General features: G+C 49.9%; 17 protein-coding genes and 1 pseudogene. 3 read left to right on the forward strand and 15 right to left on the reverse strand.

Going from position 1 to position 23,135, the window contains the following annotated elements; all coding sequences use genetic code 11:
- Window positions 1-272 precede the first annotated feature (272 nt).
- The 10 genes from FHT67_RS17240 to FHT67_RS17285 all read right to left on the reverse strand — a co-directional run bounded on the left by FHT67_RS17240 (window position 273) and on the right by FHT67_RS17285 (window position 14,396).
- Window positions 273-1,331 (reverse strand): ABC transporter substrate-binding protein, encoded by a 1,059-nt coding sequence (locus FHT67_RS17240; protein WP_167200228.1) that lies wholly within the window; start codon window positions 1,329-1,331, stop codon window positions 273-275.
- A 65-nt stretch (window positions 1,332-1,396) separates the two neighbouring features.
- Window positions 1,397-2,293 carry an ABC transporter permease gene (locus FHT67_RS17245; RefSeq protein WP_208403336.1) on the reverse strand — a complete coding sequence of 299 codons (897 nt, stop codon included), beginning with the start codon at window positions 2,291-2,293 and terminating at the stop codon, window positions 1,397-1,399.
- Window positions 2,290-3,105, reverse strand: coding sequence for an ABC transporter permease (locus FHT67_RS17250; RefSeq protein ID WP_167200231.1), 816 nt, complete (start codon window positions 3,103-3,105; stop codon window positions 2,290-2,292). The genes FHT67_RS17245 and FHT67_RS17250 overlap by 4 nt, the downstream gene beginning before the upstream one ends.
- Window positions 3,106-3,162: 57 nt before the next feature.
- Window positions 3,163-3,966 (reverse strand): ABC transporter ATP-binding protein, encoded by an 804-nt coding sequence (locus FHT67_RS17255; protein ID WP_208403337.1) that lies wholly within the window; start codon window positions 3,964-3,966, stop codon window positions 3,163-3,165.
- A gap of 628 nt (window positions 3,967-4,594) precedes the next feature.
- A complete protein-coding gene (gene lacZ, locus FHT67_RS17260) occupies window positions 4,595-7,651 on the reverse strand; it encodes a beta-galactosidase, LacZ type (RefSeq protein ID WP_167200234.1) in 3,057 nt (1,018 codons plus the stop codon).
- 83 nt (window positions 7,652-7,734) lie between these two features.
- The gene (locus FHT67_RS17265) at window positions 7,735-8,553 is read right to left on the reverse strand and encodes a carbohydrate ABC transporter permease (protein ID WP_132307697.1); all 819 of its coding nucleotides are present in this window, start codon (window positions 8,551-8,553) and stop codon (window positions 7,735-7,737) included.
- Window positions 8,546-9,421 (reverse strand): carbohydrate ABC transporter permease, encoded by an 876-nt coding sequence (locus FHT67_RS17270; RefSeq protein ID WP_132308030.1) that lies wholly within the window; start codon window positions 9,419-9,421, stop codon window positions 8,546-8,548. Before FHT67_RS17270 ends, FHT67_RS17265 begins: the two co-directional genes overlap by 8 nt.
- Before the next feature lie 144 nt (window positions 9,422-9,565).
- Complete coding sequence (locus FHT67_RS17275; RefSeq protein WP_132307699.1) at window positions 9,566-10,873, reverse strand: ABC transporter substrate-binding protein; 1,308 nt, start codon at window positions 10,871-10,873, stop codon at window positions 9,566-9,568.
- A 159-nt stretch (window positions 10,874-11,032) separates the two neighbouring features.
- Window positions 11,033-12,766, reverse strand: a complete 1,734-nt coding sequence (locus FHT67_RS17280) for a sensor histidine kinase (protein ID WP_243867321.1) — start codon at window positions 12,764-12,766, stop codon at window positions 11,033-11,035.
- 61 nt (window positions 12,767-12,827) lie between these two features.
- The gene (locus FHT67_RS17285; RefSeq protein WP_167200237.1) at window positions 12,828-14,396 is read right to left on the reverse strand and encodes a response regulator transcription factor; all 1,569 of its coding nucleotides are present in this window, start codon (window positions 14,394-14,396) and stop codon (window positions 12,828-12,830) included.
- Between the two features lie 266 nt (window positions 14,397-14,662).
- Here FHT67_RS17285 and yhbH point away from each other — a divergent pair, with 266 nt between their 5' ends.
- Both yhbH and FHT67_RS17295 read left to right on the forward strand, forming a co-directional pair.
- On the forward strand, window positions 14,663-15,826 hold the full coding sequence (yhbH, locus tag FHT67_RS17290) for a sporulation protein YhbH (protein WP_132307705.1): 1,164 nt from the start codon (window positions 14,663-14,665) through the stop codon (window positions 15,824-15,826).
- A gap of 593 nt (window positions 15,827-16,419) precedes the next feature.
- Window positions 16,420-16,902, forward strand: a complete 483-nt coding sequence (locus tag FHT67_RS17295; RefSeq protein ID WP_167200241.1) for a DUF2975 domain-containing protein — start codon at window positions 16,420-16,422, stop codon at window positions 16,900-16,902.
- Between the two features lie 31 nt (window positions 16,903-16,933).
- Here FHT67_RS17295 and FHT67_RS30080 read toward each other — a convergent pair whose 3' ends face one another.
- Together FHT67_RS30080 and FHT67_RS17305 are read right to left on the reverse strand one after the other, a co-directional pair.
- Window positions 16,934-17,419, reverse strand: coding sequence for a CPCC family cysteine-rich protein (locus tag FHT67_RS30080; protein ID WP_243867271.1), 486 nt, complete (start codon window positions 17,417-17,419; stop codon window positions 16,934-16,936).
- A 102-nt stretch (window positions 17,420-17,521) separates the two neighbouring features.
- Window positions 17,522-18,301: a hypothetical protein gene (locus FHT67_RS17305; protein WP_167200245.1), complete on the reverse strand. Its 780-nt coding sequence runs from the start codon at window positions 18,299-18,301 to the stop codon at window positions 17,522-17,524.
- 275 nt (window positions 18,302-18,576) lie between these two features.
- Here FHT67_RS17305 and FHT67_RS17310 point away from each other — a divergent pair.
- Window positions 18,577-19,923, forward strand: a pseudogene (locus FHT67_RS17310) (FAD-binding oxidoreductase).
- A gap of 64 nt (window positions 19,924-19,987) precedes the next feature.
- On the opposite strand, the gene FHT67_RS17315 reads toward FHT67_RS17310, so the two are convergent.
- The 3 genes from FHT67_RS17315 to FHT67_RS17325 form a co-directional block, all read right to left on the reverse strand.
- Complete coding sequence (locus FHT67_RS17315) at window positions 19,988-21,253, reverse strand: Ig-like domain-containing protein (RefSeq protein WP_167200248.1); 1,266 nt, start codon at window positions 21,251-21,253, stop codon at window positions 19,988-19,990.
- A 169-nt stretch (window positions 21,254-21,422) separates the two neighbouring features.
- The gene (locus tag FHT67_RS17320; RefSeq protein ID WP_243867273.1) at window positions 21,423-21,992 is read right to left on the reverse strand and encodes a GNAT family N-acetyltransferase; all 570 of its coding nucleotides are present in this window, start codon (window positions 21,990-21,992) and stop codon (window positions 21,423-21,425) included.
- Between the two features lie 40 nt (window positions 21,993-22,032).
- Entirely contained in the window at window positions 22,033-23,097 is a 1,065-nt protein-coding gene (locus FHT67_RS17325; protein WP_167200254.1) for an ATP synthase beta subunit C-terminal domain-containing protein, read from the reverse strand.
- Window positions 23,098-23,135 lie beyond the last annotated feature (38 nt).

Raw genomic sequence — 23,135 nt, forward strand, 5'->3', positions numbered from 1 at the left:
TTCGTACACCTACGCATATTCCAATCCCAGCAGCGGCTTCAGGCTGCCGCTGCTGCGTTAAGGTCCCTTAGGGACCTTAACCACCCTGCCAGCCGAACTTTTCTCGAGCTTAAGGTCCCTTAGGGACCTTAAATCCTTCACATCCGCCTCTTTCGGCGCTTTACGCTGCCACTTCCACCGCGTTAAGGTCCCTTAGGGACCTTAACCACCCTGCCAGCCGTATTTTTCCCGAGCTTAAGGTCCTCTGGGGACCTTAAGCTTCTCCATCCTCGTCAGCTTTTTTCCGCGTCCGCCAGAATGGTCTTGTCTATTGCTTTGCTTAGATCAGGCGCCGCTTTGATTAATCCGTATTTGAGCGAAATATCTACCGTCCGCTGCACGGCATCATCTACGAAGGAGCCGACCTGGGCATCCGTGAATCCTTCCGGCTTCACAAGCTTCGCCATCTCCATCAGCATGGTCGTCTGATGCTCCTTCGTCGTACTGCCTTCCGTTACCGCCTTCATCACGATATCGACGGCTTCCCCCTGATTGGCGATGGCGTAGTTCCAGCCCTTCATCGTGGCGCGGATGGCCTTAACCGCGGTGTCCCGGTTATTTTTCAGCCAATCCTCCTTCACCACCAGCGTATCCTCCAGCATCCCAACGCCCGCATCCTCAAAGTCGTAAACGTACAAATCCTCCGGTTTTACCCCGCTCTCCAGCACGACATGATACTCGTTATAGACGGTAGAGATCGCTACATCCAGCTGCTTGTTAAAGAACTGGTCCATCGTAAAGCCCTGCTTCACCAGCTCGACATCCTTCTGCGGATCAAGGCCGTTCTTCTCCATAAAAGCGAGCACCTGGAACTGCTGGCTTCCCGTCCACATGCCTACCTTCTTGCCTTTCATCTTCGCCGGCGCGTCAATCCCGGAAGCTTTGCCGGCAACAAACCGATAAGAGCTTTTCTGCAAAATCTGCGCCACCGAGACGAGCGGCAATCCGTTGTCCCGGTTCACCAACAGGCTGTCGAAGCTCGTGACGCCGATATCCGCCGCGCCGTTCACCACCTGCTGCTCAATAACGACATCCGGCCCGCCCGGCACAATCTCCACATCTAATCCTTCTTGCTCGTAGAAGCCTTTTTCCTTGGCAACGAATATCCCCGCGAACTGGGCCTGCGGCACCCATTTCAGCTGGATCTTTACCTTCTTCAGCGGTTCGCTCGACTTGCCCTCGTTCGCCGAAGACTCCGATGGACTGTTATTGCCGCAGGCCGCGACAATAACCAGCGCCAATGCCATCGTCAGCGAGGTTACGCCCTTAATGACCCGGTTTCTCTTTCTCATCTACCCCATCCTCTCCCTATCGCTATCTATTTGCAAGATAATGACATCCCCTGTTGCGTAAGAAGTTATTGCAGCTTGCGCCGGGCGACATGCCACGGAATCGCGATTCTCTCAATTAGCTGTATGAGGGAATAGAAAGCAATGCCAAGCGCGGCAGCGATAACGATGCAGGACCAGGCAATCGGCATATTGCCCAGCTTGATCTGATCGGATAGCAGAAAGCCCAGCCCTCTGGAGGAAATAAAAAATTCGCCAACTATCGCCCCAATAATGCCGGTTGCCATATTAATCTTGAGCGCTGTAAAAATATATGGCAGTGCAAGCCGAAGTCGCAGCTTGTAAAAGATGGCGAGCCCCCCTGCCGCGTAAGAATGCATCAACTCCAGATAGGCGGGCTCAACGGAACGCAGCCCCTTGTAGGCGCTAACCGCCATTGCGGCCATCGTCATGATCGCGACAATCGCCATCTTGGAGGCGATGCCGTCACCGAACCAATTGTTCATTACCGGCGCGAGCGCAACGATGGGTACGGCGTTGAAGGCAGCGACTAAGGTGACGGCGCCTTTGCCCAGTTGCGGAAAAAAGGAAGCTGCAACAGCAGCGAGGAGCCCAATAGACGAGCCAATCAGACAGCCTCCCAGCATTTCCGCGCCGGTGTAGAGGGAATAGTTCCAGAGGAGATCGCGGTTTGTCTGAATAGCCTTTCCGATGGCTGACGGAATCGGCAACTGATAAAGCTCCAGGTGAAAGAGCTTGTGGAATCCTTTTAGCTGCCAGATAACCAGAAAGAGGAGGCCGAATCCGATAGGCAGCCAAAGCGCGCTTGCGGATTGTTTTCGTAAGGAGCTTGGGGTTAGGCCGCTAATCTTAGCGTTCCGTTCTGCCGTATGGTCTGTTGCTAATCTAGGCTGCGGGGGCGGGACTGGGGGCGGCTCCGTATGGAGGGCGGTCATCTCCTTCATCTCTCCCCACCTCCTTGCGAGCGGAATTCCGGCTGCCATGGAGTCCATAACCGCTCAGCCAGCGTGACCAGCAGAAACCAAATTAACCCGATTGCAACGCTGATTAGAATCGTGGACCAGAACATATACACCTGCGAGCTGCCGTAGTAAAGAGAGCTGAGCATTAATACGCCAATGCCGTTTGGCGCGCCCATCAGCTCAACGATAATAGAAGCGGTAATCGCGAGGGGGGCGGACAGCTTCAGTCCGGCAAAAAGACCGGGAAGCGATGCCTTCAGCCGCAGCTTGGTGTACGTCGTCCATCCAGAGGCTGCGTACGAGCGCATCAGCTCCTCCTGCTCCGGCTTAATGCTCCGAAGGCCGCGAAGCATATGGATGGCTACCGGAAAAAAGGTTACGTACCCCGCCATCAGCACCCTCGACAAGGCAGGATCGTGAATAATGCCGTACAAGATTGGGGCTAGCCCAATGATCGGAACCATTTGCGAAGCGATCATATAGGGAGATAAGGTCAGCTCGATCGCTCTGGACAGGCTCATGATAATGGCAAGGGCAACCCCAACCGCGGTTCCAGCTGCAAATCCCAGTATCGAGTTTCCGAAGGTGATCATGCCTTGCTCGGCTAATGCGGGCCAATGCTTGACCAGGGCTTCCATGACAAGGTGAAGATAAGGGAGCTTGGAGGCCGGAGCCATCACATGGGCAATTTCGGCTATGTACCAGGCCGCGACTTCCCATAGCGCCAGAGCTCCCGCCGCCCATATGGCGATAATGCCGCCCTGGCCGCTTTTTCTAAGCCATCCGGTTATCAAGGGGATCACGCTCCTACAAAGAATTGCGAATGCAATTCTTACTTCGTAAGCATCTACTTAAGAATTGCGAATGCAATTCTTATCTTCTACAAAACAAGCCCTCACCTTGGCCGTCATCTCGTGGAAACGGCGTGAATCGCGGATTTGCTCGTAGCTGCCTTCCTCGCGTTCGATGTCCAAGATCGCATGGACGCGTCCGGGATGTGCCGACAGGACGATAACGCGATCGGACAGGAACACTGCTTCCGGAATGCTGTGAGTCACAAATACGATCGTCTTGCTGGTCTGTTTCTGAATGTCGAGCAGATCCAGCTGAAGCTTCTCCTTCGTAAACTCATCCAAAGCGGAGAACGGTTCATCCATCAGCAGGATCGGCGGGTCAAGCGCCAACGCTCTTGCAATCGCAACCCGTTGCTGCATGCCGCCGCTTAGCTGCCAAGGATAATGATCCTTGAAATTTGTTAGACCAACCATGTCAATCAACTGCTTTGATATGGCTGAATATTCAGATTTTTTAAAGCCAAGCACTTCCATCGGAAGCTCGATATTATCCTTCACCGTGCGCCATTCGAATAAAGTAGGGCTTTGAAATACAATCCCGAACCTTCGCTTTAACCGGACTTCACGCGGCTCCTCTTCTCCGATTGTTATCCGTCCGCTTGTTGGCTGCAGCAGATCCGCGATTAACCGGAGCAAGGTGGATTTGCCGCAGCCCGAAGGCCCTAGCAGAGAGACGAATTCGCTCCGATGGATATCAAAGCTGACTTGCGAGAGCGCCGTCACCTCTCTGCCCTTCCGGCCAAACACCATCGATACACCGTCGATCCGTATCTCTATTTCCCTCTGACTCGCTTGTGACAATTTCCCAACCCCCTCGCTCTTGATGAAGATTGTTTATGTCATCCTTTACGCGCCGTTTATGTTGTTATGTAATATTATATAACACGAAATTCGGATTACATTATACAAACTGTTTTATAAAATGGCGTGAACGTTGGACGTTATGTATAGAAGTAGCTGGACGGCGTTCATACGATGTGAGGGCTGAGTTACATTATTTGTGTTTTAACTGCCGTGAAATAGGATGGTTACTAAGCCAACGAAGATGCACCGGAGCAGCTCGTGGTTTAACTAACTCCCCTCTCCGTTACGTTGTACATTTTGCAGGATAAGGGACGTAAAACGTTCTAAGTAGAAGATTACATTGCACGGAATGCAGTAATCGGGCCTCATGTTGTTGTTCTCACGCATATTCTGCGTCATATGCTGCACAACGTACAATGTCGAACAAGTTACTGGGAGGTAGAGCCTTATTATGCTGTATTTCGTGCAGTGCGGCGGGCGGAGAAGTGACCGGCATGGTCCTCGTATGGAGCTCAAGGGACAATTTTTGCTGCTGCAAGGCGGGCTGCGGTCTTACGGCCTTACAGCTCTCCGCACAAAAAAATAGAGGCTGTCCCCTCGGGGACAACCTCTATTCTGCAGCCTTCTATATCGTGGAGCGGTCAACTGCCGAAATCGTAAACGTGAAGCTCAGGTCCCGATCCGCCGGGATCAGATATTCCGGATGAACCGGAGCGCCCCAGCTGTCGTCGCCGCCTACGCCCATTTGGCGTCCAGCCACCGTTACAACCGTGTAATGCGGCTGCGGCAGCTCATACCAATGAGCGGCGTTTTCCAGCTCAAAGGCTGTCCAAGGCGATACGTTGCATTCCACCGGTGCTGATGGAGCTGCACTCAGCTGCAGTCCAAAGCCTTGGCTGTCCGTGATGCGCACGCGGCGCACGCCCGTACGATTACCCGTCTCTTGCGGTACCAGATACGGCGTTGGCAGGTCCTTCACCGCACGGCTGAACGTCCCGAGACGCGCGCCAAAAGCACGGTCGATATAGTTCTCTTCCGGCCCCATGGCATACCACTCCGTCTGATCATAATCCGCAGACAGCTTGAACGTCAGGCCAACAATCGGCACATTCGGAAGCCCGGCCGCACCTTTGTAATCGGTCTTCACTTCAATGCTTCCGTCCGCAAATACCGTATAGGTCGTGCGTACGCGCAGGTCGGCGCTAATGCTGAAGCCGTATTCGAAGGCAACCGTAACGCGGTCGCCCGACGCGGCTGCGTCCAGCTCCACCTTCAGGCATTTGCGCGCCAAGCTTGCCGCATACCACAGACCGGCATCATAGCCATGCGCGTAACCTTTATCGTTATCCGTCTGCGCGCGCCAGAACTGCGGCACCGGCGGTGCTGCGATAAACTCGCGGCTGCCGTAGCGGATCGAGGCCAACGAGCCGACGCCTTTCGAGAACTGAATGGTGAAGCCATCGCCCATTACGCCAATGTTCACGTCGCCTTCTACAACGCGAATCGATCCCGCGGGAACGGCTTCCTCCGCAGCCACTTCGAATACGTACTCGCCAAAAGCTACTTCATGGCCGGCTTCCGCCCACAGCTCATCCCGCTTGAGCACAAGTGCGGCATGAACCGCATATTCGCCGGCAATCTTCGTTACTTCCGCTGGCAGCGAGAGCGGCACAACGTCTTCGCTTCCCGGTTCCACGGCCGTTTCCCCGTTCCAGCCGAATACTTCTACGCCATCGCGGTATACGCGGACAGTCAAATCCCACTCGCTTGTATTCACGAACAGGTTCTCGTTTATCACTTTAACGCCCGTGCGCGAAGGCACCAGCTTCACGTTCTGATACAGGAACTTCACTTCCTGCATCTTAGGCGTTACGCGGCGGTCCGCAAATACAATGCCGTTGCCGCAGAAGCTGTAGTCCGTCGGACGGTCGCCAAAGTCGCCGCCGTAAGCAAAGAACTCTTTGCCATAGCGGTCCTTGGTCATAATGGACTGGTCCATGTAATCCCAAATGAAGCCGCCTTGGTACATCGGGTACTTCTGCTCGAGCTCGGTGTATTTGTGCATGCCGCCAACCGAATTGCCCATCGCATGCATGTATTCGCAGCTGATGTAAGGCTTGGACGGATTGCTTTCCAGATATTCGATAATGTCCGCAGGCTTGGCGTACATCCGGCTTTCCATGTCGCTTGTCGCGTCGTATTTCCGGTTGTGGAACACGCCTTCGTAATGGACAAGACGGCTTGGGTCCTTCGCATGGAAGTACTTCGTCGCGTTCAGAATGACTTCGCCCGCATACGATTCGTTTCCGCAAGACCAGATAAGAATCGAAGGATGGTTCTTGTCGCGCTCAAGCATCGACTCGGCACGATCCAGCACGGAGCCCTGCCATTCCGGCAGATTGCCCGGCACGTTCCAGGATGGCTCAACCGCGCCCATCTTCTGCCACGAGCCGTGGGATTCGAGGTTCATCTCATCGATCAGATAAATGCCGTACTCGTCGCACAGCTCGTACCACAAGGTCTGGTTCGGATAATGCGAAGTACGAACGGCGTTCATATTATTCGCCTTGATCGTCTTAATATCCCAGATCATGTCCTCAGCCGTAATGGCGCGGCCGCGGCGTACGTTGAATTCATGGCGGTTAACGCCTTTGAATACGATTCGTTTGCCATTCAGATGCATCACTTTATCGATCATTTCAAAGCGGCGGAAACCGGCTTTTTGCACGATGGCTTCAACCAGCTGACCCTGCGCATTCAATACAGACAAGCTTACGCTGTACAAATACGGCGCTTCCGCGCTCCACGGCTTTACTTCGCCTGCCTCAACCGAAACAGACAGCTTGCCATCCGCAAAAGCACCTTCGCCCGCGGCAACAACAACGCCTTCCGCGTCCTTCAGCTCAAGCTTCACCGAAGCGCCGGCATTGCCGGCTTGCTCGAGCAGCTCCAGGTCAACCTTTAATGTGCCTTGCTTGTAGCTGTCATCCAGATCCGCATGGATAAACAGGTCTCTAACATGGACTTCCGGAACCGTGTACAGATAGACGTCGCGGAAAATACCCGAGAAACGCCAGAAGTCCTGATCCTCGAGCCAAGCGCCGGAGCTGCGTTGGTATACCTCCACCGCAAGCTTGTTGTCGCCCTCTTGGATAAACGGAGTAAGATCAAACTCCGAAGGCGTAAAGCTGTCTTCCGCATAGCCGACAAATTCGCCGTTAAGCCATACATAGAAGGCCGATTCGACGCCTTGAAACGAAATATAGACAGGACCGTTTAAGGATTCCGGCTTGCGGAAATGCTTCACGTAGCTGCCGACCGGATTGCTGACGACCGGAATAGCCGGAGGACGAACGGCGTCGAGGCCGTCCCAAGGGTACATCGTATTTACATATTGCAGCTGGCCATAGCCCTGCATCTGGATATGCCCCGGCACTTGAATATCATCCCAGCCGCTGCAATCAAAATCCTGCTTATAGAAGTTTTCGATTCGGCTCGCCGCATTTACGGCATAGCTGAATTTCCAACCGCCGTTCAAACCATGGCGCATCGCCATTGGCGCTTTGCGCTCCGCTTCCTCCATCGTGCCGTAATACCGATGATCGGAGTGCGCGTCCAGACGGTTTACGCGGTAAACGGTCGGATCGCTGAGCCAATTGATGTCTGCCCTTGTTGCTTTCATTCTGTTTGAATCCTCCCTAAAATGAATTATCACCACAATAGCCCGTTATTACGGGCTATTGTGATGATTCATTGCTTGCGAGCCTATTTCACCGATCCTGTCATTCCCGCGACAAAATGCTTCTGCATCAGGAAGAAGACAATGGCCGTTGGCAGCGTCGCAATCAGAATAACAAGCATGTTCACGCCGTAATCCGGCGAGTAGCTGGAGCCGAGGTTCGAGATCAGGAGCGGAATCGTCCGTTTCTCCGGGGATTGCAGCACGACGAGCGGCCACAAATAGTTGTTCCAGCTGGACATAAACGTAATAATGGCTGCTGCCGCATACGAAGTTCTCATCGTTGGAACGTAAATGCGGAAGAATACGCCAAGTTCGTTTAATCCATCTATTCGACCCGCTTCGAGCATTTCCTTCGGGAACATCTTTGTACTTTGACGGAAAAAGAAAATTAAGAACGCGGTCGTCACCGTTGGCAGTACGACGGCCGTCATGGTATTGATCCCGATTGCCGGGATGTTTTGCGTGATCGTGCCAAACATCCGGTATAGAGGAACCATCAGAGCGGCAAAAGGAATCATCATCGAGAGCAGCAGGATGTTAAAAACAACGTCCTTCGCTTTGCTGCGGAAAATTTCAAAGCCATAACCGGCAAGCGATGCAATCAGAAGAGCCAGTAGGGTTGTCGAGATTGAGATTTTTGCCGAGTTGAGAAGCGCCGGTCCAAGATCGATCTGATCCATAATTTTCGACCAGTTCGCCCCCAGATTGGAGCCGGGCAGCAAGGTGCCCTTCGTTACGTCAACCGACTTGTTCGTTGCGCTTATGATCATCCAAATAAATGGGAAGATCGATACAATGGCCGCAATGCTCAGGAATACATAGGTGAAAATCCGTTTAGCCATTTTTATCACCTGCCAGTTTAAACTGAAGAATCGAGAAGATTACAATAAGGATAACGACAGCGTACGAGACGGTCGCGGCATAACCGAAGTCCGGCGTATATTTGAACGAAAGGTTGTAAATATACTGCGACAGCGTCATGGTTGAGTTACCGGGTCCGCCCTTCGTAATGTTCATGACTTCATCGAACAACTGCAGAGTACCAATCGTCGAGGTGATCGAAGTGAACAAAATAATCGGCTTCAGCAGCGGCACCGTAATCTGACTGAATTGGCGGAAGGCCGAAGCGCCGTCAATCCGTGCTGCTTCGTAAATCGAGTTATCGATATTTTGCAGGGCAGATAGATAGAAAATCATGTTATATCCGGTCCAACGCCATGTGATGGCGATAATAATCGTAATTTTAGCCCAGAACGGGTCAGTGATCCATTGAATAGGCGCGCTAATCAGATGCAGATTAGTCAGCAAAGAGTTAATCAAGCCGTCATTGCCGAACAGGTATTTGAAAATAACGGAATAAGCAACCAGCGATGTTACGGCCGGCAGGAAGATCGCCGTACGGAAAAATCCTTTAAGCTTCAGCTTGCTGTCATTAAGCAGAACCGAGATAAACATGGCAAGCACAATCATGATTGGTACTTGGATAATCAGGAAAATAAACGTGTTTTTCAGTGCGGTAATAAAAGTCTGGTCTTTTAACAGCCTTGAATAGTTGTCTCCACCAACATAATGCAGGTTCGTGCCGGTTCCGGTCTGGAACGATAACATCAGTGCCTTAATCATCGGGTAGAAATAAAAGGCGCAAATCATGATGACGGCTATCGCGATAAACGACCAGCCGATCGCATTGCCTCTCGCCTTAATATTCATTGCTTTTGCTTTACTCACAGCGGCAGCCAGCTCCTTCCTATCTTGAGCATTCATAATAAAGACCTTGGCTAGCCCCCGCGGGGCACGCCCTTAAGAGATGGCGGCGGAACGCGGAGGACCATGTTCCAAGGTCAATTTCTCTCTTTATTTAACAGACGAATCTGCTTGTGCTTGCGCGTCTTTCAATACATCGTCGATCTTCTTGCCGTTCAGGTAGTTCTGCATTTCGACGACCAGAATATCTTCGATTGCGTACGTGTGCATACCGTAGTTCACGCTTGGAATTTCCGCTGTCCATTTCGCGAAGTCCTGTACGATTTTTTGACCGCCGAAGAATTCGTTGGACGCTGTGTACGCTTCACCTGTTGTTGCCGGCTTGTAAGTACCGATAGCGCCTACATCCGTAACGAGTTTTTGGTACAGGTCAACGTTCGAGCCAAGCGTTGCTTTCAGGAACTCGGCTGCTTGCTCTTTGCCAGGAACGTTCAGAACGTACCACGAGCTGCCGCCAAGGTTTGTTGCGTGTACGGAGTTAGGCGTTTTCGCAAGCTTAGGCATTGGAGCAACCGCCCATTTGCCGGATTGCGAAGCTTCCGCCGTGATGGAAGGCGTGAACCAGTTGCCCGTTGGTACCGATGCAGCGTCGCCATTGTTATAGTTCGCTACGAATTGGCTCCAGTCGGAGTGAATTTTCACGATGTTGGCATCCATCATTTTTTTGTATACTTCGAACGCTTCCTTCATTGCTTCGTTGTTCGCAATGTTAGGCGTTTTGCCGTCTTCGTTCAGGTACCAGGAACCGGCGGATTGAATCATCATGCGGATAATACCGAGGTCGTTCGGATCAAGGGAGATCCAGTCTTTGCCTGTTGCTTCTTTTACTTTTTTGCCAATATCGATGTATTGGTCCCAAGTAATGTCTTGAAGATCATTAATGGTGTAGCCGGCTTTCTCGAGGTAGTCGGTTCTTACATAAAGACCCGCAACGCCGGAGTCGAACGGAACGCCATAGTATTTACCGTCAACGCTTGTTGGTCCAAGCTTGTAATCGGCAAAGTCCGAAGGGTTAATGACGCTGCTCAGGTCGTAGAACATATCCGGGTAAGCTTGCAGGAAGCTTTGCGCGCGGTAGTCCTCGATAAGTACAATGTTCGGCAGACCTTTCGTCGTGCCGGAGCTCATGCCCGTATTCAGCTTTTGAACGATATCGTTCTGAGCGTTTTCTACAATATCAACGGTCAAATCCTTGTTCGTTGCCGCATAAGCGTCTTTCGCAAGGTTCATCGCTTTGATGTTAAAGTTAGGATCCCATGCCCAAACCGTAATTTTGCTTGCGGCTTTACCGCCGTTTTCCGCGCCGCTATTCGCGTTGTTTTTGCTGTTGTCCGAGTTAGACGAACAAGCCGACAAAGCAACTGCGCTAAGAGCAAGTACAGTGACTAATTTCTTCACTTTCAAGACCTCCGCATCTGTATATGTGTTGTAAGCGTTTTCCGGCTTACGAATCCATGATAGCATTCCCATCACGGCGCTCGTTAGAACGATCTTTACAACGAATTGTCATTTTATTATGAGTTGCTTGAAAGTGGTCTATTCGCACTAGGACAATCTTTAGAAATTTGGATCATTGTTAGATTCAAGAAGCGGAATGCGAATTTTGACCCGGGTCCCTTCCCCGATTTCGCTTGTTATGGCAACCCCGTATTCCTCTCCGAACAACAGCTTGATCCGGTCGTTTACGTTGCGCACGCCAATCCCGCTGAACAGCTGGCGTCTGTTCTCCTGACTCGGGATTCCTCCGTTCATATTCATGCCGTCGCCATTATCCACCACTTCGCAGACAAGCGAAGAGCCTTCCTGCGCAACCATGATGTAGATGTAACCTTCGGATTTGTCGTTAAAAGCATGGAAAAACGCATTTTCGATAAAGGGCTGAATCATCAGCTTCGGAATCCGGTAATTCAGGCAATCCGGGCCGATGAAATAACTGACGCGAATCCGTTCGCCGTAACGAACCTGATTGATAAACACGTAATTTTTCATATTGTCGAGCTCTTGCTGCACCGTAATCATCTCGCTGACATTGCCGATGGCATTCTGCAGAAGCGAGATCAGCGCATTAATCGTTTCGGCCGCTTTTTCCTTATTCCCCTGCTGGACCATAAACTTCACCGAGGCGAGGGTATTATACAGAAAATGAGGATTGATCTGCTGCTGCAGCGCTTCCAGCTCCGCGTTGCGCTGCTGCTTCTGCGTTTCCACCAGCTTGTCGACATACTCATTCAGCTCGTCAATCATGGCGTTAAAAGCGAAGCCCAGCTGTCTGGTCTCGTAGCTGCCGTCCACCTTCACGTGGCGGTCGAACTCGTATTTGGAGATCGTGGAGATCTGCTTCACAAGCCGGGTCAGCGATTTGGTCAGCCGCCTTGAGATAATGAACACGATAATAACCGCCGCGGCCACAATCGCCATGACGATAAGCGTAATCTGCCGCGTATCGGTTAACTGTCCCAGAACTTTCTTTTTGTCAATCACATTGACCATGTACAAATCTAATCCGGCAATATACTCGGACAAAAGAAGATGGTCCTTGCCCATTATGTCGGCATTCCTGTAATCCAGGCCCTTCTCGTCGATCTCTTTCGCATACTGAAGAAGATCCGGCGAACGCTGCCCGATCCAGTCATTGCGGTTGGAGGATACAATCGTGCCCCGGCTGTCAATAACCGCCACATCATTGCCAAGACTCGTATTGCTGTCATAAAACCGGGCGAAATAAGGCTCGCGCACGGCAAAATAGACCATGCCGTAGACCGTCCCGCTGCGGTCGACCAAAGCCTTGGATGCTACTATCGTAGGCTCGATGCCGGGCGTACCGGAGGTTTCGGCGTCGTCATAGGAATACATCAGCCTGCGAGGCTCCGCAAGAGAACGCTTGGTTATGGGATGATTCGCAAGCGCGTCATCCGGCACGGGCCAATACGAACGGTCCGTCGAATAACGGCGGCCGTTCACGCCTGTGACCGTGATGCCCACCTCATAAGCATCCACGCTGGACCGGATCTTGTTCATCTGCTGCCCCATTTGAAAATAACTGCCTACCATAACGTTCGATTCTCCGCTGCCTTCGGTCAGAAACTGCTTGATCGTGCCGCTCTGCGAGATTTTATTTGCCGTCAGCACAAGCGAATAATTAAAGGAGTCCATGCCGGTTCTGATCTGCGCGATAATCTTCGAATTGGTAATGCTGAAGGTCTCCATAAACACGCGGCTGGACACGTTCATCGTTGTCCAGGTTGCCGTAATCGAAACGGCCACAATGCTTACGACCATAATAATGAACATTTTCACGAAAAGGCCGTTATATTTGAATCGGTCGAGTATTTTGCTCAAAGCTATCACTCACTCATCTCAGGTTTTGTTGCCGGTAGCGGCTTGGCGACAGTCCGGTATGCTTCTTGAACACTTTGCAGAAATAGCTGTGATCCGAATAGCCGACCATCCCGCTGATCTCCGAGATCGAAGCTTCCCCTGCCCGCAGCAGCTCCGATGCTTTCTCCAGTCTCACCCTATGCAAATAATCGACAAAGCCCTCGTTATGATGGGTAGAGAAATAGCTCGACAAATAGGAAGGGTTAAAATGAAAATGCTTCGCCATCTCCGTCAAATTGAGAGATTCGGCATAATGCTCGTGAATATAATCCAGCAGCCGCTTCATGTTGGCATTGCCGGACTGCTCGGCTTTTTCGGCAATGCACAGCTTCGCTTCCCCGATAAACGCGGTCAGCAGCTCTGCCGCCGCATTTGCGTTCCGCGATTCCTCGATAGCCTTGAAGTAGTAATATTTCTTCGTCTCCAGCTGCTGCGTGCCGTAGTTCATATTGCCCAGCAGAACGGTAATGTTGAAAATAACATTGCTCAGAAACGACTTGAACTCAAAGACATCCGTCGTATAGTTTGTTTTGAACGCTTCCAGATGATCCAGCAAATAGTCAAACGCCGTATCGAACCGTTCCCGCTTGAACGATTCCGTAAAGCTGTTCAGGTTAAACGGTTCTGCCGCCTGCACGGATTCCGGGAACTCATGGAACAATAGCAGATGCTTGTCCGGGAAGTAAAAGGCGTAATCCATCATTTTCAGCAGACTAGCCTTATAAGACTGCTCCAATTCGGTTATGGCCGAGAAAGGCTCGCTGACCACAACCGCCACATCCAGCTCCGGCTGATTGATCAGGCTCGCCATCGTTCTGCCCCAATAGGGCAGCAAGCTCAGCATGGTGTAATCCAGATTAAGAAGCAGCAGAATCATAGGCGGTTCGGCCTTTAGAACGTGGTAGACCAGCTGACCGGCATGAAGCGCCTGTTTGTCCAGCTCGCCTTGCATCGTCAGCCGGATGGCATTCACCTGCTCCTTCGTTACCGTCATTCCGCGCAAGTCGACGCCAAGAAGGCAGAAGGCGCTATGCGGAAAATAATCTCCCAGCTCCGCTTCAAGCTGCTTGGCATCCATCTCGTAGCCGGATAGCAGCTTCTCCAGCACCGAATCGATTGTAGGCCCCTGATTCGCGGATTGCTCGTCCCTTTGCAAGGACGGAATTTTATCCGCCACGGCTTTCAGCACGTTCAGCATGTGGCCGGTATCAAGCTTGGGCTTTAATATATAATCGCGTACGCCGCTTTGAAAGGTGGAACGTACGTAATCGAAATCTCCAAAGCTGCTTAAGACAATGACTTCAATATCCGGGTATTGCAGCTTGATCTGCCGGGTCAGCTCTTCGCCGTCCATAATGGGCATAACAAGATCCGTCAGCACGATATGAGGCCGCAGCTCCGCGATCAGCTCAAGCGCTTCTTTGCCGTTCGAAGCCTCCCCCACGATCTGAAAGCCTTCCTGCTCCCAGTTCATGTAATGCTTGATCCCTTGCCGGATCAGAGCTTCGTCGTCCACGATCAGCAGCTTGCAGTAGTTTGACATGGTGTACCTCCTCAAAAGAATTGCCGCATGCTTTTTGTGGCAATTCTTACTTCGTAAGCATGGTTCTGCACTTACATATGTAAAGTACATTATAACCGATAAAGCGAGCCCATTTCTCACCTTTCTGAGCCGGCTGTCCTTGTTACATTTTGGCGAATTATTTGGAAGTTTGCTAGAATCGGGCAACTTTTGGTTCACATATCCGGGGAGGACTTGAATATATTGAATAACAAACCCAAAAAACTGTGCAAGGAGGTGCTCCGAAAATGGGTTCAGCAGAAGATAGACTGTTTGTTGTATCTCAGGAGGATTGGTCGCTGCATCGTAAAGGCTACCAGGATCAAGCCAGGCACCAGCAGAAGGTCCGGGAAGCCATTAAGCAAAACTTGCCCGACCTCGTGTCCGAAGAAAGCATTGTCATGTCTGACGGCAAGCAAGTAATCAAAGTGCCGATTCGGAGCCTTGACGAATTCCGATTTGTGTATAACTACAATAAAAATAAACATGTAGGTCAAGGAGACGGAGACAGCCAGGTCGGCGACGTGTTAGGCGTCGATCCGCAAGCGGCCAAAGGGCCCGGCAAGGGCGAAGGCGCTGGCGATCAGCCCGGCGAGGATGTGATCGAAGCGGAGATCAGCTTGGCCGAGCTGGAGAGCATGCTGTTCGAGGAATTAGAGCTGCCGTTCCTTCGCCAGAAGGATAAGGATCAGCTCGAGACGAAGGAAATCCGGTTCAACGATATCCGGAAAAAAGGCATCATGTCCAACATCGACAAGAAGCGAACGATCATGGAAAACCTGCGGCGCAACGCAACCTCCGGTACGCCGGGCATCCACGGCATCTCGCCGGATGATCTTCGCTACAAGACCTGGGAAGAGATTGTGCGTCCGCAATCCAATGCCGTTATCCTCGCGATGATGGATACGTCAGGCTCCATGGGCTCCTTCGAGAAATACGTAGCCCGTTCGTTCTTCTTCTGGATGACCCGCTTCCTGCGGCATCAATACGAGAAAGTCGAAATCGTATTCATCGCCCATCACACCGAAGCGAAGGAAGTGACCGAAGAAGAATTTTTCACCCGCGGCGAAAGCGGCGGCACGATCTGCTCCTCCGCCTACATCAAGGCGCTCGAGATTATCGACAGCCGGTTCTCGCCAAGCATGTACAACATCTATCCGTTTCACTTCTCCGACGGCGACAACCTGACCAGCGACAACGAGCGCTGCGTCAAGCTGATCGGCGAGCTGCTCAAGCGCTCCAACTTATTCGGCTACGGCGAAGTGAACCAGTACAACCGCTCGAGTACGCTTATGTCCGCGTATAAGCATATTAATATGCAGCATTTCATGTACTACGTCATTCGCGAGAAAGGCGAAGTGTATAACGCCCTCAAGTCTTTCTTCCGCAAGCGGGAAGGCGTTGTAGGGTAAAAAGAAGCCGGTCGTCCAGGGGACGGCCGGTTTTTCTCATTTTTTTACTTTTCTCCTTAACGTATAGAGATACGCCATCCAAACCATGCATAGGAGGATCTGTACGATTGTGATTGCCGCATTAGGCGAAATGAATATTAGTGATGACACTAAGAGAAGCAAAAGCAAAGCGCCATACAGCGTAACCGAAGGCTTGCCTTTATGCTGCACACTCTTTTGAATCAACAATGTCGCCGAAATTAAAGCAAATCCCTCGACCCATGCGATTATTACGCATATAAATCCTGGTATTTGTGATTGTTGTATTCTAAAAAACAATAGAACGGTTAAAGCTGATGAGAAAATATAAAAGATTAGATTCTTCATTCTTCGTTACCTCATTTTAGACTATTCTTGATGTTGTTACTTCCGTAAACTTCTTTTTAAATATCCTCTGTGAACGATTATGCCGCAAGTCCGAATTTGAACAGAATCATATACTTTATGATTAATCTTTAGCAATAATAAAATAATAATAAACAACACTAATTTATTGTAAAACGATAAATCATATGATAAAATCATGTTGTCCTTAAATAAGTGAGGTGTTTTAAATGAATGTTGAACGAGTTTCAACCACTTTCTTAAAGGTAATTATTATTCTGTTTGGAATTGCCCTGCTTGCCGTGTGTATATTTTTGTTGCCTGAAGCAGCTATAAGAGACGCGATAGAGCGTCCAGGTGATTATTCGCTCTATCCACTTTTGGTATGCGCATATGGTATATGTATTACGTTTTTTGTAGCGTTGTATCAAGTATTTAAACTTTTAACCTATATCGAAAAGAACAATGCTTTCTCTGAGTTATCTCTTCAATCTTTGAAGACAATAAAAAAATGCGCTTTTACTGTCATTTTCTTCATTTTGTTAGCAATAGTTTATTTAAGGGTCCATGCTCAATTCACAGGTGATGATGCAGCAGGTCCAATAGCTCTAGGTCTAATGGGGGTTTTAGCAACAAGTATTATCGCAGCCATTGCGGACGCACTTCAAAAGCCATTAAAAAATGCCCCAGATATAAAGCCAAAAAATGAATAATTAACGGATATGTAATCGATCCCTCATTCGCTCACACATTATTCTCAGGTAATTCCTCTTCGATTGGCTCTCTAACCAAATGCTTCTTCTTTACTTTGCAAACGCCATGCCTTTTATAATTTTTAACGGCTTCATTTAATGAGAGCTTGTTGGCTCCGATGCTTATATGAGGCCTTTCATGCGCTATTAGATCATATTGCCAAAAACAAACATCGCAAATTTCTACGATGACTTCATCATCGCTGCGGATTGTGAAGTATCCGCAGCAAGGACACTGTATATTATTTCCTGAGGCTGACCTTACAATTTGGGCTTGAACTCGCTTCTGTTTATCCCGCCAATTCATATTCCCAAAAATGATCCCCATTGCCGCGTCGGCAAAACAGTCGTAATAGTCGAATTCTCTATGAAACAAATAATAGGCAGCTAACATAAAAGCTAGATAATAGAGTTCACCCTCTACTGCTCTCCGGAAAAGAAATGCGTACTTTATTCGCTTCACCTCATTAGCACTCAACTGCATCCCTCCAGGGACAATTAAATGAAATACATCCTATATGAGGATATTATACAAAAAGATGAATAAGGATGACCGATCAAAGAGTGTTTATCATACTTGTTATTTTTTTATATGAACACCTACACCGTAGCTGCTCTCTCCATTTCCTATCTTCCAGTCATATTCTCCTTCAATCAAGTCCCCAGGAAGTTCCCCAACTGTTTGCCACTCTCCCTCATTCACCGGTGCATTCTGCTTCCATATAACCTGATTTCCCTTTAATAGGGATATCTCAACCTGATCAGCTCGAGCACCATGTCCAAGAACGGTGAATGGAGAACCTAATTTCAACTCGGAAGGTACCTCATAAGGTAATACATCTGGAAGCCATTTGGAATGATCTTTTGATACAAACTGAAAAAGCTTTTCGGATTCGGCGAAATATTCTCCTTTAACGGGATCAGATATCCAAATTGAATTTTGAACAGTGGTACAAGAGGTCTCCGTGTTCCCATTACCCTGCTTCGTGGCTGTACAATGCCATGCGGGTCTAATTTGCAGGATATCATGGTTCTTGAATTCTATATTGACAGCCATGCTGCGCTCCATTAGCGGTGACGTCATTTCTTTGCCGTCGATTTGTTTCGCTTCTGCTATCCATTGCAATAACTTCGCAATCCGTACATGATCTTTGGATCCTATAAGCGGTTTGCTTACGTACTGGGAAGGAATCGGCCATGACATATACACCCAGCCAACATCTCCAGCATACAGCTTATTATCAGTACGTAAAGTACCTGTATCTTGAATGGCAGGGGTATGAGCCTCAAATTCGTTGCCTTGCAGGATAAGCAGCATAACCGTCACTAGTAAAAAACAAATGAGCACTATTTTTTTCACAGTGAAGACCTCCTATTGTCCCTTCTATTCTCACAAAGTTTATTTAGAAATCTTACCATATTTTTCTTTCTGAAATTAGAATTAAATGACACTAGCTTCAATTGTCATATTCGTGTCAATTTCCCGGGTAATTTATCGAATTGCGAATTTTTAATCTTATACTACATACGTTCGCCTATACGCGCTGTTAGTCGGCTTCATACGTTATAGCGTAGCTGCCTAAAAATGGACTTAAAACTTTAAGTATAGCCATTAACTCATAGGGAGATGGATACGTGAAGGCCAAGACACAGCTAACGGGGCGAGTTATTTTCAAGGGTGACCCCGGTTACGAGACCGCTCGAAAGAACTGGGATCCACATACGGACCGGTTTCCCAAAGTATTTGTATTTGCGAAAAAAACGCGTGATGTAGCAAATGCGATCAAATGGGCACGGGAGCATAAGGTGCCTATTCGTCCAAGAAGCGGCAGGCATGCGCTAGAAACTAACCTGTCACAAGTAAACGGCTGACTTGTCATCGATACAAGCGAACTGAAGAAGATTACGTTGAATAAAAAAAGCAATACCGCCGTTGTCGAGACCGGTAACCGCGTCGGAAGAATCGTAGATACGCTTGCGCGGCAAGGCTACATGGCGCCATTTGGCGACAGCCCTTCTGTCGGCATCGGCGGAATTACCCCGGGAGGCGGGATTGGTCCGTTGCAGCGTACGACCGGACTTATCAGCGACAACCTGCTTGCTCTGGAAATGGTCGATGCCAAGGGCAGAGTCATCCGCGCAAGCAAGAAACGCAATGCCGATCTGCTCTGGGCTTCACAAGGCGGCGGTGGCGGCAATTTCGGGGTATATACCAAATATAAATTCAAAGTGAGACGCGCTCCGGTTCGGGCAACCGTATTCAGCATCACCTGGCCATGGGAGCAGTTCGAGGAAGTCGTCAAAGCCTGGCAGAGATGGGCTCCTTTCACCAGCACCAAGCTGGGCAGCGAATTATCCGTCGGTCCGAAAAAAGGCGGAAATGTCAGCATGCTGGGGGTCTATCTGGGCTGCAAAAAGAAAGCCCTTAAATTTTTACAGCCTATCTTAAGTGTCGGAACGACAACCAAGAAGGACATCCGGTCTCTTCCCTGGCCGCAAGCAACCAAGTTTTTGCTGGCTCCGGATCCCATCCTTCCTCAAAAGTTCAGCAACCAGTTCTCCAGCGGCTTCGGCAGACGTCCGTTCCCGGACAAGGCTTTTAAATATATGCGCGAGTTCCTGGAAAAGGCCGAGGGCGGAACGCCGGCCGGCTTCTACTTCCTTAACTGGGGAGGAGCGATTAGAAAAATTGCGCCTCGAGCTACCGCCTTCTATTGGCGTGATCCGCAATATTACGTGGAATGGAACAGCTCATGGGTAAAACCGTCCCATGCGGCTAAAAATATTGCCCTGGCTCGCAATACGAGGAAGAAGCTGCAGCCGTTTATCGTAGGCTCTTATATCAACGTGCCTGACCAAGGCATTAAATGCTCCGGCCCGGTCTATTATGGCAAAAACTACGCGAGACTGCGCAGAGTTAAGGCCAAATACGATCCACAAAACGTGTTTAACAACCCTCAAAGCATTCCTCCGGCAAAATAAAAAAACAGCGGCGGTCTATTCGGACCACCGCTGTTTTTTGTGCCTTATTATAATAATGAAAACCTTATTTGTTGTTACCCTCTTTGCCGTGAACCTTTGTATTCTTTGGTTCTACCGTAATGCTGACTACTGCTGGTGCCGATGTAAGCGTCCCGTCACTTACCGTGAAGGTAAAGCTGTCCGTACCTGTAAAACCGGCTGACGGCTTGTACTTGTAAGCCCCTGATGCCGCGTCAAGCTTTACCTTGCCATGTTCCGGCTGTGTTGCTATGGCAAAAGACAGCGTTGTTCCGGCGTCCTCATCCGTTCCGCTTAACGTGCCTCTTAAAGCTTTGCCCTTCTTGGTTACTCCGCTTGCTGCAATTGCCGTTGGCGCATGATTCGCAGGATTAACCTTGATCGTTACCGTTGCGGGCGCCGACGTACTGGTTCCATCGCTTACCGCAAATGCGAAGCTGTCCATGCCGATATAGCCAGCTTCAGGCGTGTAGGTAAAAGCGCCCGTTGAGGCATTTATGAATAGAGTGCCGTGCGTTGGGGCTGATATTTGAATAAACGTTAGATCATCTCCATCAGGATCCGTTCCATTTAGCACGCTGCTGAGTACAGTCTCCTGATTCACTTCCGCCTCTGCAGGTTTTGCTGCCGGCGCATCGTTTAAGGGGGTTACCGTAATCGTAATGGTCGCAGGTGCGGAGTATGACTCTCCGTCATAAACGATGACAATAAAGCTATCCGTACCGCTGTATCCCGGATTTGGCGTATAAACGAATTCGCCTGTAGAACTGTTAATAGATAGAGCGCCATTAACGGGGGCTGCCGGTATGGAATAGGTCAAAGGATCTCCCGCATCCTTATCAAATCCGATCAGCTTGGCGATTATGCTTAAATCTTCAAGCGTAGTATAAGACTTAGGATTTATCCACGGCGTATCATTAACATTGGTTATTGTAATCGTAACCGTCGCTGCGGTAGATTTTGTAGTACCGTCATCGGCTTTGAAATAAAAATTATCGCTGCCGCTATAATCCGGCGCCGGTTTGTAGGTGTAAGTACCATCCGGGTTAATTTCAACAGACCCGTGTGCCGGACCTCTTGCCAATGCAAACGTTAAGGGATCACCGTCCGGGTCAGTTCCGGTCACACGGCCTTCCAATGTAGTATCTTCCATCATCGTTTCGCTAGCCGCTGTTGCGGTTGGCGCATGGTTGACACCTGATTCTTGCGTTGCCGTCTCGGCCGCAAATGCGTTATTGCTTTGTACCGTGAAACCTCCCGAGAGCAATAAGGTACCGCATGCGAACAAATAAGCCAATCTCCGGAATTTCATTATATTCCTTCCACTCCTCTCCAAACTCTCATTATTCTAGAAGATTATACCATTTGCTTCGTAGGCCCATGGCCGCAATTCATTGATTCAGCAGACGCAAAAAAAGCAGCCTCGCGGCTGCTTCAGCTGAACTATGTCCTCGCTGTTCTTGTGTGCTAGACACTTTTACCTAAAACTCAACTCCCCGAACCTTGGAATAAATCATTGTATCCCGCAGCGAACCGTCGGCAGCGCGTTTCTCGCTGCGTAAAATTCCTTCAAGCGTAAACCCTGACCGTTCGGCTACATTTGCACTCCGTATATTGCGTGCATCGCAACGAATCTCAATCCGGTTAGCCTCCAGTTCCTGAATCGCGAAATTCGTAATCGCCTCAACCGCCTCCGTAATGTAACCTTGCCCTTCATAAGATGTCCTTACCCAATAGCCGGTTTCGAAATTACGTGCCTGCCAATCGATACGGTGCAGTCCGCTGCTGCCGACTAATCGACCTGTCTCTTTATGAAAGAGAAGAAGGCGAAGGTCGGTTCGTTCCAAAAACTCAAGCCTGGACTGTCTTACATTAATCTCGGACTCTTCTATCGTAGGAATTTTGTTCGCCCAAGGCATCCACGGACGCAGCCCTTCGATGCTTTCAATTATTGCCTCATTTACCGCCGCCCCGTCTCCGTATAAAGGGGCGCGAATGATAAGACGCTCGCTTTCAAAGCTCTCGGGAATCGTCATCAAAATTGGATTCATACCGGTAAGACTCATCGTTTCAGCCTCTTTCTTCTATATACTAGCTTCTAACCTCAATCCGCCCTTTGAAAAACAGCTCGGATGCCTCCGTCCCATCCAGCTCGCCGTCCAGGATCCGCTTCACGTCCTCCAGCGTTTCGTAAAGGGAAAGCCATTCGCCGGCCGTATTCGTATAGGGCTCTGAGACAAAAAACGGCTGGGCCAGATAAGACTCCAGTCTCTCTCCCCTTTTGTATAACTGGGCATCTGACTCCGCTATCTTATCAAGTCCATGCGTGGTTACTATCAATCTCAGCTCTCTATAACGCCGAAGCATCTTGCGCGCGCGTTGCTGCAACGCAAGATGCGCCGCATCCAAATAATTGCTCTCCGAAATAGTCGAGGTGGAGGTGATAGGATCGATGGCGGGATAAATGCCGCGGCTGATTAAATCCGAATCGAATCTCCATAACGTATCGAGCGGTCCGTAAGCTTCGGCAGCCGATTCATCGGCAACGGCGCAAGCCATATCCACCAATGCGACCGTGATCGGTCTTGCTCCCGCTTCCTTCAAGCTCTCCTTGAGCGAAAAAAGCTCACCGCTTAATACGGTGCTGCGGTCAACGCCCAGCAAAACATCCTTCTCCTCGCGAAGCTTAACGATCTGTTTGTATAGGTCATCTCTAGTTGCAAGCACGTATTCGGATTGTTCTTTGACATGATTGATTCCCGGAGCATCGGTACCCGGATCCCAGAAAATGGTCGTATATCCCCGTTTGTTCATCCGCTGCATAAACTCGGCCAGCAGCACAAGCTGCCCCATATTGGGCCGGGCCACAAAACCAACCGTTCCTCCCCGCACCACCGGTGCGAGCAAATCCAGCGCTTTGATTCCGGTTTCGATCATCCTCATCCCGCTCCCTCTAATAATAAGTTCATCAAGACTGCATCCTGCCAATGCGGCTAAAGCAACCAAAGTGCGGACCTCCGCGCGGCCAACGGGAATTTTCCCCGTACAGAGATTGGAGACGGTTGCTGCCCGAAGACCAGCTGTCCGTGCCGCAGAGGTAAGGTTGGGTACGCGGCGGCGCAATAGCGGAACGTTAAGCTGTAACTCTTCCTCCATTTTTTAGCACCTCCTTACTTTATATCGTAATCATAATT

The organism is Paenibacillus sp. BK720 (assembly GCF_011761545.1).
Classification (GTDB): domain Bacteria; phylum Bacillota; class Bacilli; order Paenibacillales; family Paenibacillaceae; genus Pristimantibacillus.

Excerpts from the sequence above, each read along its gene's own strand:
- FHT67_RS17240 (WP_167200228.1), bottom strand. The coding sequence starts at position 1,331 with ATGAGAAAGAGAAACCGGGTCATTAAGGGCGTAACCTCGCTGACGATG.
- FHT67_RS17245 (WP_208403336.1), bottom strand. The coding sequence starts at position 2,293 with ATGAAGGAGATGACCGCCCTCCATACGGAGCCGCCCCCAGTCCCGCCC.
- lacZ (WP_167200234.1), bottom strand. The coding sequence starts at position 7,651 with ATGAAAGCAACAAGGGCAGACATCAATTGGCTCAGCGATCCGACCGTT.
- FHT67_RS17265 (WP_132307697.1), bottom strand. The coding sequence starts at position 8,553 with ATGGCTAAACGGATTTTCACCTATGTATTCCTGAGCATTGCGGCCATT.
- FHT67_RS17270 (WP_132308030.1), bottom strand. The coding sequence starts at position 9,421 with ATGAATATTAAGGCGAGAGGCAATGCGATCGGCTGGTCGTTTATCGCG.
- FHT67_RS17280 (WP_243867321.1), bottom strand. The coding sequence starts at position 12,766 with ATGTTCATTATTATGGTCGTAAGCATTGTGGCCGTTTCGATTACGGCA.
- FHT67_RS17285 (WP_167200237.1), bottom strand. The coding sequence starts at position 14,396 with ATGTCAAACTACTGCAAGCTGCTGATCGTGGACGACGAAGCTCTGATC.
- yhbH (WP_132307705.1), top strand. The coding sequence starts at position 14,663 with ATGGGTTCAGCAGAAGATAGACTGTTTGTTGTATCTCAGGAGGATTGG.
- FHT67_RS17295 (WP_167200241.1), top strand. The coding sequence starts at position 16,420 with ATGAATGTTGAACGAGTTTCAACCACTTTCTTAAAGGTAATTATTATT.
- FHT67_RS17315 (WP_167200248.1), bottom strand. The coding sequence starts at position 21,253 with ATGAAATTCCGGAGATTGGCTTATTTGTTCGCATGCGGTACCTTATTG.
- FHT67_RS17320 (WP_243867273.1), bottom strand. The coding sequence starts at position 21,992 with ATGAATCCAATTTTGATGACGATTCCCGAGAGCTTTGAAAGCGAGCGT.
- FHT67_RS17325 (WP_167200254.1), bottom strand. The coding sequence starts at position 23,097 with ATGGAGGAAGAGTTACAGCTTAACGTTCCGCTATTGCGCCGCCGCGTA.